Consider the following 15,704-nt stretch of genomic DNA (forward strand, 5'->3'; position numbering starts at 1 on the left):
AATGGCAGAATCGCTGACCGCAGAGCTCCTGCTTGCAGGCTATGCCAATGGCATTTTCCCCATGGCCGAAAGCCGCGACGACCCACGCCTCTACTGGTTCGAGCCGAAACTGCGCGGAGTGATTCCCCTTGAGGGTTTCCACCTATCGCGCTCGCTGGCCCGCGAGATCCGGCGCATGCCCTATCGGATCCGCGTCAATTACGCGTTCCGCGCCACGGTCGAGGGCTGCGCCGCGCGCGACGAGACATGGATCAATGAGGCGCTCTTCTCGCTTTATGACCAGCTCCACATGCATGGGTTTGCCCATTCGATGGAGGTCTGGGACGGCGATGCGCTTGTAGGCGGGCTTTTTGGGGTGAGCCTTGGCGGCGCATTCTTTGGCGAATCGATGTTCTCGCGGCGCAAGAATGCGTCGAAAATCGCGATTACCTATGTGGTGGACAGGCTCAAAACCTGCGGCTTCACGCTATTTGATACGCAGTATCTGACACCGCACCTCGCCAGCCTCGGCGGGATCGAGATCCCCCGCGCGCAGTATCGTGCGCAGCTGGAACAGGCTCTGGAGGTCAAGGGCGACTTCGCGCGCCGCCCTCTACCATCAGCTCAGGAGTTGGTGCAGCGGATGACCCAGACGTCGTAACGCTGGTTATCCAGCGCCGAGAGCGCAGGGCTCGACGCGATCATCCAGCCGGAAAAGGCTGTCTTGTCGGTCTGGTTGTCATGGATTGTCAGATGGGCAAAAGCGTTGGAGCTGGGGTCGTCGGACGGATAGCGGCACTGGTCCAGCGTCACTTCCAACGTGCCATAGGTCACCGATTGCCCCGTTTTCAGGGCAATATCGGAGGCGATGCCATTGATCTTGTCGAGCCCGCGCAGCTGCGCGCCCGACGCATCGGCCAACCCCGTCATCACGCCGGTCTCCTGTGCCATGGCAGCAAAAGGAGAAAGGCCGAGAACGGCCACACAAAGAGACGTCAGAATACGCATTCTTTTACTCGGGCTGCCAGGCTTCGTAATCACGGCGCTCGACCGGCATTACGCGGCGCAACGATCCCGCCGGCGCATAGGCTGCGGGCGTGCCGGTGAGGTTTTCCTCATGCGGCTTTTCCCATGTCTTATGGACCATAGGGCGCTCGGTCGGCGGCTCGGCGAAGGTATGGTGCAGCCAGCCATGCCAATCGGGCGACACGCGGCTTGCCTGGCTCTCGCCATTATAGATCACCCAGCGACGCTTGCCGTCCTTGGTCTGGTAGAAGATGTTGCCTTGCTCGTCCTCGCCGACTTTCTTGCCATTGCGCGACGACCAGATCCGCGTGTTAAGCGTCTGGCCATTCCACCAAGTCAGAATTTGAAGCAGGGTTTTCATCTTGTTCCTCCGCAGGCTTTCCCGAAGCCCCTTATATCGCAGCACGGGATAACGTCCAGTGCGCAGATATCCTCAAGCAACCGGAATCCGGTCACAAAAACGCCGCCCCAATCCCTTGGAGCGGCGTATGATCTCAGCTGGCAGAACTGCCTTCTTTCTTGGCATCCGCATAGATCAGCAGCGGCTTGGCGCTGGTCTGGGTGACAGCCTCTTCATTGACCACCACCTCGTTGACGCTGTCCATGCCCGGCAGTTCGAACATCGTATCCAGAAGGATATCCTCGAGGATCGAGCGCAAACCACGCGCACCGGTTTTCCGTTCGATCGCACGTTTGGCAATCGCCGACAGCGCATCCTCGGTGAAGGTCAGATCCACGCCCTCGATCTCGAACAGACGCTGGTATTGCTTGACCAGCGCGTTCTTCGGTTGGGTCAGGATGATGACAAGCGCCTCTTCATCCAGATCGGTCAGCGTCGCGATGACCGGCAGACGCCCCACGAATTCGGGGATCAACCCGAATTTCAGCAGATCTTCCGGCTCGAGTTCGCTGAACAGCTCGCCCACACCGCGGTCATCATTGTTCTTCACATCGGCGCCGAAGCCCATGGCCGACCCCTTGCCGCGCTGTGCGATGATCCGGTCGAGCCCCGCGAAGGCGCCGCCGCAGATGAAGAGGATATTCGTGGTATCCACCTGCAGGAATTCCTGCTGCGGATGTTTGCGCCCCCCTTGCGGCGGAACGCTGGCCACGGTGCCTTCCATGATCTTCAGAAGCGCCTGCTGCACGCCCTCGCCCGACACGTCGCGGGTGATCGAGGGGTTGTCGGACTTGCGCGTGATCTTGTCGACCTCGTCGATATAAACAATACCGCGCTGCGCGCGCTCGACGTTATATTCCGACGCCTGCAGAAGTTTCAGGATGATATTCTCGACATCCTCGCCCACATAGCCCGCTTCGGTCAGCGTGGTCGCGTCGGCCATCGTGAAGGGCACGTCGAGAATGCGTGCCAGTGTCTGGGCCAGAAGCGTTTTACCGCAGCCGGTCGGGCCGATCAGCAAGATGTTCGACTTCGCAAGCTCGATATCCTGTTTCGTGCCGTGATTGAGACGTTTGTAATGGTTATGCACCGCGACCGAGAGAACGCGCTTGGCCTTCTCCTGACCGATGACATAATCATCCAGCACGTTGCAGATATCCCGCGGGGTCGGCACGCCTTCGGAGGATTTCAGCCCTGCCGATTTCGTTTCCTCGCGGATAATGTCCATGCAAAGTTCAACGCATTCATCGCAGATGAATACAGTCGGCCCGGCAATCAGCTTTCGGACCTCGTGCTGGCTTTTGCCGCAGAAGGAACAGTAAAGGGTGTTCTTGCTGTCGGAGCCTGTAGTGTTCGCCATGATATCCCTCTGCAGTAACGGCCGGGCGGGTCCGGACCTTCTGGGCGGCGGGCCACCCGCTGCCAAAGTCTAGGGCAGCCCGACCGTCATGCCAATGTCAAATTACCTCTCCCGGTTAAGGGAGGGTCACTTCTTCTCTTCAGATTTCCCGCGATTTTCGAGAATATCGTCGATCAGACCCCAGTCTTTGGCCTGCTCTGCCGACATGAAGTTATCGCGCTCGAGTGCGGCTTCAACGGTCTCGTAGTCATTGCCGGTATGCTTGACATAGATCTCGTTGAGGCGGCGTTTCAGTTTTGCCGTTTCCTGTGCGTGGATCATGATATCGGTCGCCTGACCCTGATACCCGCCAGACGGCTGGTGGACCATGACACGCGAGTTAGGCAGCGAGAAACGCATGTCTTTTTCGCCTGCGGTCAGCAGAAGCGAGCCCATCGAGGCTGCCTGACCGATGACCAGCGTCGACACCTTCGGCTTGATGTATTGCATGGTGTCATAAATCGACAGACCTGCCGTCACCACACCGCCGGGGCTGTTGATATACATCGAAATCTCTTTCGACGGATTCTCGGCCTCGAGGAACAGAAGCTGCGCGCAGATCAGCGTCGACATGCCATCATGCACGGGGCCGGACAGGAAAATGATGCGCTCTTTCAGCAGGCGCGAATAAATGTCGTAGGAACGCTCACCGCGCGAGGTCTGTTCGACCACCATCGGCACGAGCGTGTTCATGTAGGTATCCATCGGGTCTTTCATGGAAATCTGCCCTTCCCTGTCATTAGTCAGACATGTCTAACGCCAAAATCGTTACTTGAGTCTTATGATCGCGCACCGCCCTTCGCAAGGGACGTTCACGGTTTGCTCAACGCTTTCGTATTAAAACCTCTCGATTTTTCCTGTGACTGCAAGCTCAGCCCAAACCGCTTTGGACCGTTCCGCATCGAAGGCGTCAAAATTTTCATCTGTCACCGTATAAATTTCGGTCATCGCCTCAACTGCCTCGATAGGTCGACATACCGAAGGCCGAAAGCAGCAGCGGCACATGGTAATGCGCCTGCGCATCGCTGATACCGAACCGGATCGGCACCTGATCGAGAAAGAGCGGCTCGGGCCCGCCTTGTCCGCTCTCGCGCAGATACTCGCCCGCCTCGAACAGCAGTTCATAGGTTCCCACCTCGAAACCCTCCGTTGGAAGAATCGGCTGATCCGTTCGTCCGTCGGCATTGGTGCGCATCACGGCAAGCTTTTCACGGGCCTCGCCCTTCAGCCGGTAAAGCGTCACCTGCAGGCCTGCCGCCGGACATCCCCGCGCGGTGTCCAGAACATGTGTGGTCAGATAGCCGCTCATCGGGAGCCTCCTCGTTTTGTCACAGCTTGGCGCGGGCGCGGGGAAGGTGCAACCCGTTCTCTGCCGCTTTGTCGCGCCCGTTTCCGTAAGCGGGCTCTTGAAACCCCGCGCATTTGGACGTTTGATCACCGCAGGACAGGAGAGCGAAATGACCCGATATCCCAGAAACATGCGTGGCTATGGCCGCAACGCCCCCGATGCCGCCTGGCCCGGCGGCGCGAAGATCGCGATATCGCTGGTCCTGAACTACGAGGAAGGTGGCGAGAACAACATCCTGCATGGTGATGCCGCCTCCGAGGCCTTCCTTTCCGACATCGCAGGTGCGGCCCAATGGCCCGGCCAGCGGCACTGGAATATGGAATCGATCTACGAATATGGCGCACGCGCGGGCTTCTGGCGGCTGCACCGCCTGTTCACCCGTATGAACCTTCCGGTCACCATCTACGGCGTCGCCACAGCGCTGGCACGCAGCCCCGAACAGGTCGATGCCATGAAAGAGGCCGGATGGGAGATCGCCAGTCACGGGCTCAAATGGGTCGAACACAAGGATATGCCCGCCGAGGAGGAGACGCGCCAGATTGCCGAGGCGATCCGCCTGCATACCGAGGTCGTGGGCACCCCGCCCAAGGGCTGGTATACGGGCCGCTGCTCTGCCAATACCGTGGCGCTTACTGCAAAAACCCACGCGTTCGACTGGATCTCGGACACCTATGATGACGATCTGCCCTATTGGCTGACGCTCGATGGGCGTGATCAACTGGTGATCCCCTACACGCTCGAAGCCAATGACATGCGCTTTGCCACGGCGCCCGGCTATATCGAGGGCGAGCAGTTCTTCCAGTATCTCAAGGACAGCTTCGACACGCTCTATACCGAAGGCGTGGCAGGGCAGGCCAAGATGTTCTCGATCGGCCTGCATAACCGCCTGATCGGGCGTCCGGGCAAAATCGCGGGACTCAGGCGCTTTCTCGATTATGCACGCGCCCATGAGGGTGTCTGGTTTGCCACCCGTGGCCAGATCGCAGCGCATTGGGCCGAGGCGCATCCGCCGGTCCATAAACCGCGCCCGAGCGAGATGGACCAACAGAGCTTCGCCAAGACCTTCGCCCATATTTTCGAGCATTCCGAATGGATTGCCTCGCGCGCATGGGAGCTGGAGCTGGGCCCTGCCCATGATTGTGCCGCAGGCGTTGCCAATGCGCTCTCGCGGATCTTCCGCAGCGCGGGCCATGAGGCACAGCTGGCCGTCCTGCGCGCCCACCCCGATCTGGCGGGAAAACTGGCCCAAGCCAAGCGCCTGACCGCCGAGAGCACCTCCGAACAGGCCAGCGCAGGGCTTGACGCGCTCACCGATGACGAGCGCGGCCTCTTCGAGGAACTCAACGCCGCCTATGTCGAGAAATTCGGCTTCCCCTTCATCATCGCCGTGCGCGACCATGACAAGGCCTCGATCCTGAGCGCCTTCCGCACCCGCCTCACCCATGACGCCGATACCGAGTTCAAGGCCGCCTGCCAGCAGGTCGAGCGGATCGCGCGTCACCGCCTGAACGATATGGATATCTGATGAGTTCTCTTTACTACGCCCCGCCGGGTGGTCTGCGCGACCAGAATTCGCGCACCGTCGATCGTGCCGTCTTCACCGAGGCCTATGCCTTCCTGCCCGCCCATACGCTGTCGGATATCACCACCTCCTACCTGCCGGGATGGGAGAAATCCCGCGCATGGGTGCTGGCGCGCCCGATGTCGGGCTTTGCCGAGACCTTCGCCCAGATCAGCGTCGAGATCGCCCCGGGCGGCGGGGCGAAAAAGCCCGAACCCGATGCGCAGGCCGAAGGGGTGATCTTTGTCCTCAAAGGCGCGCTTGAGCTGACCCTTAAGGGCGAGACGCATCAGATGAGCGATGGCGGCTATGCCTTCCTCGCACCGGGCGAGGACTGGTCACTGGCCAATACTTCCGATGCGCCCGTCTCGCTGATGTGGATCCGCAAGATCTGGGAGCCTGCCGAGGGCATCGCGAAACCCGAAAGCTTCGTCACCTCCGATCAGGTGACCGCCGCCCGCCCGATGGAGGGCACCGAGGGCAAATGGGCCACCACCCGCTTTATCGAACCCGATGACATGCGCCACGACATGCATGTGAATATCGTCACCATCCAGCCCGGCGCCACGATCCCCTTCGCAGAGACCCATGTGATGGAACACGGGCTCTATGTGCTGCAAGGGCGCGGTGTCTATTTGCTCAACAAGGACTGGGTCGAGGTCGAGGGCGGCGATTTCATGTGGCTGCGCGCCTTCTGCCCGCAGGCCTGCTATGCGGGCGGCACCGGACCGTTCCGTTACCTGCTTTATAAGGACGTGAACCGCCATATGCCCCTGCGCGGGATGCTGGGCCGATGATCCGGACCGAACCGCTGACCGCCGAGGCTTTCGCCCCTTTCGGTGATGTGCTTGATGCGACGGGCGCGCCCGACAAGATCATCAATGCGGGCAAATGCGGACGCTATCACGACCGCGCCAATCTGAGTTTCTTCGAGGGCCGCGCGGGTGTGTCGATCTTCAAGGCAGAGATCCGCACCCTGCCCTATGACTGCGACCTGCTGGAACGTCATCCCGATGGCAGCCAGTGTTTCATTCCGATGTCGGAACACCCGTTCCTGATTATCGTGGCCCCTGATGCGGGCGGCACACCGGGCGCACCGCGTGCCTTCCTGTCGGATGGCGCACAGGCGATCAACTTCCACCGTGGCACATGGCATGGCGTGCTGACGCCGCTCGACGGGCCGGGCCTCTTTGCCGTGGTCGACCGTATCGGCGCGGGCGCCAATCTGGAGGAGGTCCCCTGCGATCCGCCCTTCACCGTGGTCGCTGGCTAGCCCTGCCGCCGGCCCTCGGGCACCAATAAAAAGGGGGGCCTGCGCCCCCCTTTTCCGTCAGCTCTCCCGGACCCGGCTCACAGATCCGGATCGATCAGCCGGTGATATTCCTGAATGGCGAAACGGTCGGTCATGCCTGCCACATAATCGAGCACCACCCGCGCCAGCAGGATCTCGGCATCACCACCCGAGGCCAAGGCCTTGCCCACATCGCCCTGCCAATCCGAGGGCAGATGCTGCGGGTTCTCCATGAAATAGGGGAAGAGCCCGTTAACCATCGTGGTCACCCGCTTGCGCTCCACGATCACCGAGGGCGCGCGATACATACGGGTGAACAGGAAGCGCTTGATCGCCTTGAGGTTCTGGTAGAGCGGCTTCGAAAAGCGGATGATCGGCCCGTCCATCGAGCGGATGTCATCCACCGTCTCGGGACGCAGCGATTCCAGCCGGTTCTGCGCCACCGCGATCACATCCTCGACCATCACGCCGAAGACACGGCGCAGGGCCTCATGCTGGCGGCGCGAACGGTCGAGCCCCGGATAGAGCTTGTCGACCGCCTCGAAACACTCGCCAATGACCGGCAGCTCGCACAGATCATCCTCGGTGAAGAGCCCCGCGCGCAACCCGTCATGCAGATCATGGTGGTTATAGGCGCAATCATCGGCCACCGCCGCCACCTGCGCCTCGGCGCTGGCATTGGACGCCAGTTCCATATCCCACATCGCATCCACCTCGGCCAAGGCGTAAGGCAGATCCTCGCGGCGTGCGACGGTGTGGCTTCCGCCTTTGTCGGAGATCACCGGACCATTATGTTTGGCAATGCCCTCAAGGGCTTCCCATGTCAGGTTCAGCCCGTCGAACTCGGCATAGTGGCGTTCCAGCTTGGTCACGATGCGCAGGGCCTGCGCGTTATGGTCAAAGCCGCCATAGGGCGCCATCAGCTCGTGCAGCGCATCCTCGCCGGTATGGCCGAAGGGCGGATGGCCCAGATCATGCGCCAGCGCCACGGTCTCCGCCAGATCGGTATTGAGCCCCAGATGGTTGGCAATCGTGCGCGCCACCTGCGCCACCTCGATCGTATGGGTCAGGCGCGTGCGGTAGTAATCGCCCTCATGTTCGACAAACACCTGCGTCTTGTGTTTGAGCCGTCGGAAGGCCGAGGAATGGATGATCCGGTCGCGGTCCCGTTGAAACGCGGTGCGGAACGTGGAATAACTTTCCGGAATAAGTCGGCCCCGAGTCTTTTCGGGGTGACAGGCATAAGGCTTGAGCACGGCAACCTCTTCTTGTCGCGGCATATGAGACTACCTATATCCCCCACCCTAGGGAAGAACTAGGGAAGAACAGGCCCATCGGGGCAGAAAGCGTGTGAAAATGCTGCAGATTCCGCCAAAAGTGACCGAGCGCGCCTTCGCGCGGCTCGCCGAGATCAACGAAGATGCCGATACACCGCGCGCGCTGCGCGTGGCCGTCGAGGGCGGCGGCTGTTCGGGCTTCCAGTATGACATCAAACTCGAGGAGCAATCCGCAGAGGACGACCTGATCCTGCAGGGTGCAGGCCAGAAGGTCCTGATCGACCCTGTCTCACTGCCGTTTCTGGAAAACGCGGTGATCGATTTCACTGACGAGCTGATCGGCGCGCGCTTTGTGGTCAACAACCCCAATGCGGTGTCATCCTGCGGCTGCGGGATCTCCTTCTCGATGTGATAACAAGGGGGCCTCCAGTATTCCGGAGGTCCGCTCTTTTTGAAGGCCGCCCATGCGGATACCGTTCATTCTTCTTGTCGGGTCGGTGATTGGCGCAATTACAGCCTTTACCCTGAACCAGCCCGACCTTGCGCTTGTTCTTGTTTTTGCCGCGATTGCCGCCCTGATCCTCGCCCTGCGCGGGATCTCTGCGCGCGATTTTTTCCGAGGCGCGTTCTCGCGACCTAGACGTGCGGCAAGGCCCCGTCCGGTCAAGCCCCCCGTTCGCAGACGCAAACCCGTCGTCATCGACGGATCGAACGTCATCCACTGGCGCAGGAACCTGCCCGAACTCCTGCCCCTCCAGCGCGTCATTGCCCGTGCCAAGGCTGCCCATTACACGCCTCTCGTGATTTTCGACGCGAATATCGGCTACAAGATCTCCGATCACTATATGTCGGAGGCCGAACTTGCGCCGCTGCTGGGCCTCGAGCCCGACCAGATACAGGTTGTCGATCGTGGCGCCCCCGCCGATCCCGAGATCCTGCGCCATGCCACCCGCCTCGGCGCGCCTGTCATCACCAATGACCGCTATCGCGACTGGCTCGATCAGTTCGCCCGTCACAAACGCGGCATCAAACTGATCCGTGGCCATTACAAAGGCCAGAGGCTTGTCCTCGATCTCTAAGCCAATCTGCTGAGATCAATTCAGCAGGAAATCCTGTTTCTCAGCACGGTTCATGGTTGTTACGTCAGCGCCTCTTGCCTATCACGGGGAAAAGAACGGGAGAGCCGCATGAAGATCGCGACATTCAACATCAACGGTATCAAGGCGCGTATCAATGCGCTGGTCGACTGGCTCAAGGAAGCCGATCCCGATGTGGCCCTTCTACAGGAAATCAAATCCGTCGATGAGGCTTTCCCCCGCGAGATCATCGAAGATCTGGGTTACCGTGTCGAAACCCATGGCCAGAAAAGCTTCAACGGTGTGGCGATCCTGTCGAAACTTCCGCTCGAAGACATCATCCGCGGTCTGCCCGGAGACGAGAGCGACGAACAGGCCCGCTGGATCGAGGCCACCGTGATCGGGGATCGCGCGGTGCGCGTTTGCGGGCTCTACCTACCCAATGGAAATCCCGTCGAATTCGATGCCGATGGCACGCCGATTGCGGAGGGAAAATACGGCTATAAACTCGGCTGGATGGAGCGTATGCACGCCCGCGCCACCGAGCTTCTGGCGCTGGAAGAGCCGCTGGTTCTTGCAGGGGATTACAATATTATCCCGCAAGACGAGGATGCCGCCAAGCCCGAGAGCTGGCAGAAGGATGCCCTCGCTCTCCCCGAAAGCCGCGCCGCCTTCCGCCGAATCCTGAACCTCGGCTTCACCGAAGCCTTCCGTGCCCGCACCTTCGGCCCCGGTCATTATTCCTTCTGGGATTATCAGGCAGGCGCATGGGCGCGCAATAACGGCATCCGCATCGACCATCTGCTGCTCAGCCCGCAGGCCGCCGATCTGATGACCGATTGCCAGATCGACCGCGAGATCCGCGGCCGCGATAAGCCCTCGGACCATGTGCCCGTCTGGATCACCCTTAACGCCTGACCGCTTTCACGATTAGCCTCTTTTCCATAAGGACCCCGATCATGGCCACCAGCCTCGAACAGCTCAAAGCCACAAAGCTGTTGGACAAAACCATAGGGGTCATGCTCGGGCTGATCATCGTCTTCACCATTCTGTCGAATTGGGACGTGTTTTTCTTTGCCGGGCCTGCCGCCAAAGTGCTGACCGTGCTCTCGGTGCTGGCGCTGGTGCCGAGCGTAAAGGGATCGCGCCGTGTCTTCGTGGTGGTGGCCTTCGCACTGGTGGTCTATGCCTTTGTATTCTACAGCGCGCCTTGGACCGTAATTTCCGAGGGGCTTGCGCGGGCCAGCTTCATCGTTGCCTTTTTCTGCGCACTGGCCACGCTGCGCCACGTTGCGGGCATTTCCGACAAGATCACCCGCGCTGCGGTTTTTCTGGCCAGCCAGCCCCCCGGACGGCGCTATAGCGCGCTCACGCTCGGGGTGCAGGCCTTTGCACCGATGCTGAATTACGGCGCGATCTCGGTTCTGGGCGGGATGTCACGGGCCTCCTCGGACCGCGAGCCCGACCCCGAAATCCGCAAGATCCGCATCCGCCGTATGCTGCAGGCTGTCCATCGTGGTTTTGCCGCGAGCCTGTGCTGGTCGCCACTCGGCTTTGCCATGGTCATCTCCACCTCCATCGTCGATGGTGCCGAGATCAACCATATCATCCTGCCCGCACTGGTCTCCTCCGCGATCCTGATCGGGGTGGGCTGGACGATGGACCAGATCTTCAAACCCACCATCCCCGCAGGCCATCACGCCACGCCTCTCTCGGCCACTCTGCCTACCACTGCCCGCGACCTCCTGCCTGTCCTGTGGCTGATCATCCTGATCGCCATTCCGGTGATCGTGCTCGATCTGGTGGCGGGGCTTTCGGCGGCAATGTCGGTGCTGCTGATCATCCCGCTTCTTTCGGCAGGCTGGCTGCTGGTGGGTGCGCCCCCCAAGGAGCGCGGCCACCATTTTGCGCTCCATGCCTGCGAATTCGGCTTTATCGAGCTGCCGTCCTTCCGCAACGAGATCGTGCTTTTGTCGATGGCCGGCTTCATCGGCTCGACCGCAGGCACCATGCTGGCACCGATCGTCGCGGCCAGCGGCCTTGATCTGGCGGCGCTGCCGGTCTGGCTCCTCCTGATCCTGCCGATCCTGCTGATCCCGCTGGGCGGGCAGCTGGGGATGAACCCGATCCTCTTTGTCTCGCTGTTCGGGCCGCTGTTGCCGAGTGCAGCAGAGCTGGGCATCTCGCCCACCGCCATCGTGCTCTCGATCACCGCGGGCTGGGCGCTGTCGGGGGTAACCTCGCCCTTCACCGCCTCGGTCATGCTGGTGGCGCGGCTCGGAGATGTAACCCCGGCTACGGTCAGCTGGCGCTGGAACGGCCTCTATACCGCCACCTGCGCCGTGGCGCTGGCCGTCTGGCTGATGTTCTGGGCCTGACATGACAAAAGGCGCGCGGATCGCTCCACGCGCCTTTTCAATCCGTTGATCCGGTTCAGGTCAGCGAGACCATGTCATCACGATGGATCAGCGCCGCCCGTCCCGGATAGGTCAGGATCTCGGCGATCTCCTGCGACTGGTGGCCCGCAATGGCGCGCGCCTCCTCGGACGTATAGCGGGTCAGACCCTTGGCCACGATCTGCCCGTCAGGCGCGATCACCGTCACCGGCTCGCCACGACCGAACTGCCCCGACACGCGGGTCACACCGGCCGGCAGCAGCGATTTGCCCCGTGCAAGCGCCTGCACCGCGCCCTGGTCCACATGGATCTGGCCCTGTGGTTTCATCCCCGAAATCCAGCGTTTGCGCGCGGTTCTCGGGTCGCCCTCGGGCAGGAACCAACTGGTGCGCGCGCCCTCTTCGAGCGCCTTGAGCGGGTGCTGCACGAACCCATCGGCAATCGCCATCGCGCAACCGCCTGCCACCGCCACCTTGGCCGCCAGCAGCTTGGTCTTCATGCCCCCCTTGGAGACGCCGGAGATCGGATCGCCCGCCATCGCCTCGATCTCGGGGGTGATATGCGGCACGATCGGGAAATGCTGCGCCGAGGGGTCGGTTTTCGGATTGGCCGAATAGAGCCCGTCCACATCCGACAGGAGCACCAGCTGATCGGCCCCGATGGTCACCGCGATCGAGGCGGCCAGACGGTCGTTATCGCCGAAGCGGATCTCGTCGGTGGCCACGGTGTCGTTCTCGTTGACGATCGGCACGACACCGAGCCCCAAAAGGGTTTCGAGCGTCGCGCGCGAGTTCAGATAGCGACGGCGATTGGCCGTGTCATCGAGCGTCATCAGCACCTGCGCGGTGGTCACCCCATGCGGCGCCAGCATCTCCTGATAGCCCTGTGCCAGCCGGATCTGGCCTACGGCTGCGGCTGCCTGCGACTGCTCCAGCGCGAGATCGCCCGAGGCAAGCTTCAGGATCCGGCGTCCAAGCGCGATGGAGCCCGAAGACACCAGCACCACATCGGTCCCCTGCCCTCTGAGCCACGCCACATCCTCGGCCAGCGCCTGTAGCCAGGCAGTCCTGAGCCCGGCCTGATCGACCAGAAGGGCCGATCCGATCTTGATCACTACCCGTTTGGCTTGCGACAGGCGCGGTGCCTGCCCTGCCGTGATGCCCGCAGTTAGGGTTGCCACGATCCGCCCTCATCCTCGCCATTGCCGCCGCGGTCTTCCACAATCTGCGCCCAGAGCGCGCGCAGCACCCCCTGAACATTCTGTTGCGCGACGCTCGACATCAGATAGACCTTGCCGCCCACGGCCTCTTCCAGCTCGGCCTTGCGTTCGGCCAAGGTATCCTCATCCAGCGCGTCGATCTTGTTGAGAACGGTCACGCGGGGCTTGTCGAAGAGCGCCTCGGAATAGGCTTCCAGTTCGCCCACGATGGTCTCCCAATCCTCGGCCACCGTCTCGGAGGTGCCATCGACCAGATGCAGCAGCACCGAGCAGCGCTCGACATGGCCCAAGAACTGGTCGCCCAGCCCACGGCCCTCGGAGGCGCCCTCGATCAGACCCGGAATATCGGCCATGACGAATTCGCGCCCATCCACACCCACAACGCCGAGGTTAGGCACGAGCGTCGTGAACGGGTAATCCGCGATTTTCGGGCGGGCATTGGAGACCGTCGCGAGGAAGGTCGATTTGCCCGCATTGGGCATGCCCAGAAGCCCCGCATCCGCGATCAGCTTCAGGCGCAGCCAGATGGTGCGCTCGACGCCTTCCTGACCGGGATTGGCCTTGGAGGGCGAGCGGTTGGTGGAGGATTTGAAGCGCAGGTTGCCCCAGCCGCCATTCCCGCCTTTGGCCAGCAGGATGCGCTGCCCGACCTCGGTCAGATCGGCGATGACGGTTTCCTCGTCTTCCTCGATGATCTCGGTGCCCACCGGAACCTTCAGTACGATATCGTCGCCATCCTTGCCGGTGCGCTGGCTGCCCATGCCGTGCTGACCGGTTTTCGCGAAGAAGTGCTGCTGGTAGCGGAAATCGATGAGCGTGTTCAGCCCCTCAACCGCCTCGACATAGACCGAGCCGCCCTTACCACCATCCCCGCCATCGGGACCGCCGAATTCGATGAATTTTTCGCGCCGGAAGGAGACACAACCGGCACCGCCGCCGCCGGAACGGATATAGACTTTGGCGAGGTCGAGAAATTTCATCGGATAGGTCCCTTCGGGGTTCGGCTTGGATTTGGGGCGTGATGTGGCGTTGATACCAAGCGCGCTGGATACGCTGCCTGCGCGCGCGGATCAAGGTCGGAAGTGGGGGCCAGCCCCCACACCCCCGGGATATTTATGGACAGTGGAAGACCGGATCGGGAGCAGTGTAGCACATTTCCCAATCAGAGGCGGACCGGTCCCGCTGCGCAGATTGGCCGCGACCGGAGCCCGTATGTCGGAAACCCGCCTTTTCGAGAAGGTGGCGGGAGGCGGGGTTATCGGTGAAGACGCGCGCTTGCAATTGGCGAAGCCCCCAGAAGCTTTCGAGCCACGCGATGAAGCTTGCGAGGGCTTCGCCCATAAGGCCCTGCCCCGAATGGGCGGGGTCGAGGAAATAGAAAAGATGCGGGCAGTCCCCGAGGCCGATCCCGATGGAGCCTATGAGCCGTCCCTCTCGCCGCAGCGCCAGACGACAGGGCCGCGCTGCCTGCCAGGCAGCGCGCGCAACGAAGCCTTGCGCCTCGGGAAGCGCCCAGTCGGCAGGAAATATCTGCAACATACGCCCGACCTCCGGCAGGGTGACCAGCCGGTGGAAGGCGCCTGCATCGCTGCTCTTGAGGGGCGTGATCTCCAGACGGTCGGTTATCAGGCGCGGGACGGCGCGTGCCGCCCAATCGCTGCGGGACAGGCGGAGCGGCTGATGCGGACGAAGACTGCCCCATGCGACGCTGAGCCGTTTGTCGGGGGCGCCATCGGGCTGAAAGCCCAGCCGGTGCAGGATGCGGGCCGAGGCTCCATTGCCGATGAAATAACCCGCAGCAAGGTCAAGAACCCGCGGATCTGCGAAATGACGCGCCACCAAAAGATGCGCGGCCTCAAAGACATAGCCATAGCCGCGCGCATGCGGGCTGATCCAGTATCCCAGCTCGCCCACCATACCGATCATGCCGGCAAAGCCTCGCGCATCCTCGATCGCCCAGACCAGATCACTGGTCATACTCCGCTCGAGAAAGGCCATGGCATCGGACATCCGGTAGGGATGCGGCGCACGGCCCAACCAGCGCGTGGTCTCGAAATCCGAAAGACCTGCGACAATATCGGGGGCATCCTCGGGCCGGAAAGCCCGAAGGTTCAGGCGCGAGGTATAAAGGGAACGCGCCATGGTATCCTGGCGCGTCCCGATCATGGGTCAGGCCATTTTTCGCAGATAGGTCCAGGTCGGCACCGAGGCATTACGCGCCACCGACCAGCTTTCGGCATCACCCAGATATTCGAAGCCCGCATTTGTTACGACGCGACCCGAGCCGGGATTGTCCTGGAACACCTCGGCCAGAAGGGTGCGTGCGCCATGCGGATTGGCATCGACGATGGCCTGCACCGCTTCGGAAGCATAGCCCGCATTCCAGAAGCCCGCGCCGAGCCAGAAGCCCACTTCGGATTGCGTCTCGGAGATGCGGGTCAGCGAGACCACGCCCAGCAATTCGCTGGAGCCCTGTGCCGAACCGTCGATGGCCCAGACATCCTCGTCGCCCTGTTTGCCAAGGATCCGCGCGATGAACTGCTCGGAGGCGCCCGGTGGCAGCGGATGCGGAATGGCGCGGGTGCCAGAGGCGACACGTTTGTCCGAAGTATACATGGTCATGAGGCCCGCGTCGGATTTGCGCAGCGGGCGCAGGATGAACCTTCCGGCTTCGATTACAGGTTGGTCAGGGATCGCTTCCTGATACATGTCGTCCTCCGTGATGCCCCTGA

At 61.8% G+C, this 15,704-nt stretch carries 18 protein-coding genes; 8 read left to right on the forward strand and 10 right to left on the reverse strand.

Annotated elements, in window-relative coordinates:
- Position 1 precedes the first annotated feature (1 nt).
- The gene (aat, locus tag ABEB22_RS00640) at positions 2-640 is read left to right on the forward strand and encodes a leucyl/phenylalanyl-tRNA--protein transferase (RefSeq protein WP_406870620.1); all 639 of its coding nucleotides are present in this window, start codon (positions 2-4) and stop codon (positions 638-640) included.
- Here aat and ABEB22_RS00645 read toward each other — a convergent pair.
- The 5 genes from ABEB22_RS00645 to uraH form a co-directional block, all read right to left on the reverse strand.
- Positions 604-987 carry a DUF2155 domain-containing protein gene (locus ABEB22_RS00645; protein ID WP_406870621.1) on the reverse strand — a complete coding sequence of 128 codons (384 nt, stop codon included), beginning with the start codon at positions 985-987 and terminating at the stop codon, positions 604-606. The two genes, aat and ABEB22_RS00645, sit on opposite strands and share 37 nt — an antisense overlap.
- A 4-nt stretch (positions 988-991) precedes the next feature.
- The gene (locus tag ABEB22_RS00650; protein ID WP_339112231.1) at positions 992-1,366 is read right to left on the reverse strand and encodes an NADH:ubiquinone oxidoreductase subunit NDUFA12; all 375 of its coding nucleotides are present in this window, start codon (positions 1,364-1,366) and stop codon (positions 992-994) included.
- A gap of 133 nt (positions 1,367-1,499) precedes the next feature.
- The gene (gene clpX / locus ABEB22_RS00655; RefSeq protein ID WP_350934334.1) at positions 1,500-2,765 is read right to left on the reverse strand and encodes an ATP-dependent Clp protease ATP-binding subunit ClpX; all 1,266 of its coding nucleotides are present in this window, start codon (positions 2,763-2,765) and stop codon (positions 1,500-1,502) included.
- 126 nt (positions 2,766-2,891) lie between these two features.
- A complete protein-coding gene (locus ABEB22_RS00660) occupies positions 2,892-3,521 on the reverse strand; it encodes an ATP-dependent Clp protease proteolytic subunit (RefSeq protein ID WP_339112229.1) in 630 nt (209 codons plus the stop codon).
- A 235-nt stretch (positions 3,522-3,756) separates the two neighbouring features.
- Positions 3,757-4,113, reverse strand: a complete 357-nt coding sequence (uraH, locus tag ABEB22_RS00665; protein WP_406870622.1) for a hydroxyisourate hydrolase — start codon at positions 4,111-4,113, stop codon at positions 3,757-3,759.
- A 148-nt stretch (positions 4,114-4,261) separates the two neighbouring features.
- On the opposite strand from uraH, the gene puuE reads away from it, so the two are divergent.
- The 3 genes from puuE to ABEB22_RS00680 are packed head-to-tail and all read left to right on the forward strand — an operon-like array spanning position 4,262 to position 6,986.
- Positions 4,262-5,677, forward strand: coding sequence for an allantoinase PuuE (gene puuE / locus ABEB22_RS00670; protein ID WP_406870623.1), 1,416 nt, complete (start codon positions 4,262-4,264; stop codon positions 5,675-5,677).
- Complete coding sequence (locus ABEB22_RS00675; protein ID WP_406870624.1) at positions 5,677-6,510, forward strand: bifunctional allantoicase/(S)-ureidoglycine aminohydrolase; 834 nt, start codon at positions 5,677-5,679, stop codon at positions 6,508-6,510. Before puuE ends, ABEB22_RS00675 begins: the two co-directional genes overlap by 1 nt.
- Positions 6,507-6,986: an ureidoglycolate lyase gene (locus ABEB22_RS00680; protein WP_406870625.1), complete on the forward strand. Its 480-nt coding sequence runs from the start codon at positions 6,507-6,509 to the stop codon at positions 6,984-6,986. Before ABEB22_RS00675 ends, ABEB22_RS00680 begins: the two co-directional genes overlap by 4 nt.
- A 77-nt stretch (positions 6,987-7,063) precedes the next feature.
- On the opposite strand, the gene ABEB22_RS00685 is transcribed toward ABEB22_RS00680, so the two are convergent.
- Entirely contained in the window at positions 7,064-8,260 is a 1,197-nt protein-coding gene (locus ABEB22_RS00685; RefSeq protein WP_350934647.1) for a deoxyguanosinetriphosphate triphosphohydrolase, read from the reverse strand.
- 100 nt (positions 8,261-8,360) lie between these two features.
- On the opposite strand from ABEB22_RS00685, the gene ABEB22_RS00690 reads away from it, so the two are divergent.
- The 4 genes from ABEB22_RS00690 (at position 8,361) to ABEB22_RS00705 (ending at position 11,735) form a co-directional block, all read left to right on the forward strand.
- Entirely contained in the window at positions 8,361-8,693 is a 333-nt protein-coding gene (locus ABEB22_RS00690) for an iron-sulfur cluster assembly accessory protein (protein ID WP_339112224.1), read from the forward strand.
- A gap of 52 nt (positions 8,694-8,745) precedes the next feature.
- On the forward strand, positions 8,746-9,360 hold the full coding sequence (locus ABEB22_RS00695) for an NYN domain-containing protein (RefSeq protein WP_350934345.1): 615 nt from the start codon (positions 8,746-8,748) through the stop codon (positions 9,358-9,360).
- A gap of 108 nt (positions 9,361-9,468) precedes the next feature.
- Positions 9,469-10,275: an exodeoxyribonuclease III gene (xth, locus tag ABEB22_RS00700; RefSeq protein WP_339112222.1), complete on the forward strand. Its 807-nt coding sequence runs from the start codon at positions 9,469-9,471 to the stop codon at positions 10,273-10,275.
- Positions 10,276-10,316: 41 nt separating this feature from the next.
- Complete coding sequence (locus ABEB22_RS00705) at positions 10,317-11,735, forward strand: hypothetical protein (RefSeq protein ID WP_350934347.1); 1,419 nt, start codon at positions 10,317-10,319, stop codon at positions 11,733-11,735.
- A 55-nt stretch (positions 11,736-11,790) separates the two neighbouring features.
- Here ABEB22_RS00705 and proB read toward each other — a convergent pair whose 3' ends face one another.
- The 4 genes from proB to ABEB22_RS00725 all read right to left on the reverse strand — a co-directional run bounded on the left by proB (position 11,791) and on the right by ABEB22_RS00725 (position 15,681).
- Complete coding sequence (gene proB, locus ABEB22_RS00710; protein ID WP_406871159.1) at positions 11,791-12,888, reverse strand: glutamate 5-kinase; 1,098 nt, start codon at positions 12,886-12,888, stop codon at positions 11,791-11,793.
- A 32-nt stretch (positions 12,889-12,920) separates the two neighbouring features.
- The gene (obgE, locus tag ABEB22_RS00715) at positions 12,921-13,952 is read right to left on the reverse strand and encodes a GTPase ObgE (RefSeq protein WP_350934349.1); all 1,032 of its coding nucleotides are present in this window, start codon (positions 13,950-13,952) and stop codon (positions 12,921-12,923) included.
- A gap of 133 nt (positions 13,953-14,085) precedes the next feature.
- On the reverse strand, positions 14,086-15,114 hold the full coding sequence (locus ABEB22_RS00720) for a GNAT family N-acetyltransferase (RefSeq protein ID WP_350934351.1): 1,029 nt from the start codon (positions 15,112-15,114) through the stop codon (positions 14,086-14,088).
- A 27-nt stretch (positions 15,115-15,141) separates the two neighbouring features.
- Complete coding sequence (locus ABEB22_RS00725; protein ID WP_339112218.1) at positions 15,142-15,681, reverse strand: GNAT family N-acetyltransferase; 540 nt, start codon at positions 15,679-15,681, stop codon at positions 15,142-15,144.
- Between the last annotated feature and the right edge of the window lie 23 nt (positions 15,682-15,704).

Source organism: Thioclava sp. 'Guangxiensis' (assembly GCF_045348365.1).
Lineage (GTDB): Bacteria > Pseudomonadota > Alphaproteobacteria > Rhodobacterales > Rhodobacteraceae > Thioclava > Thioclava kandeliae.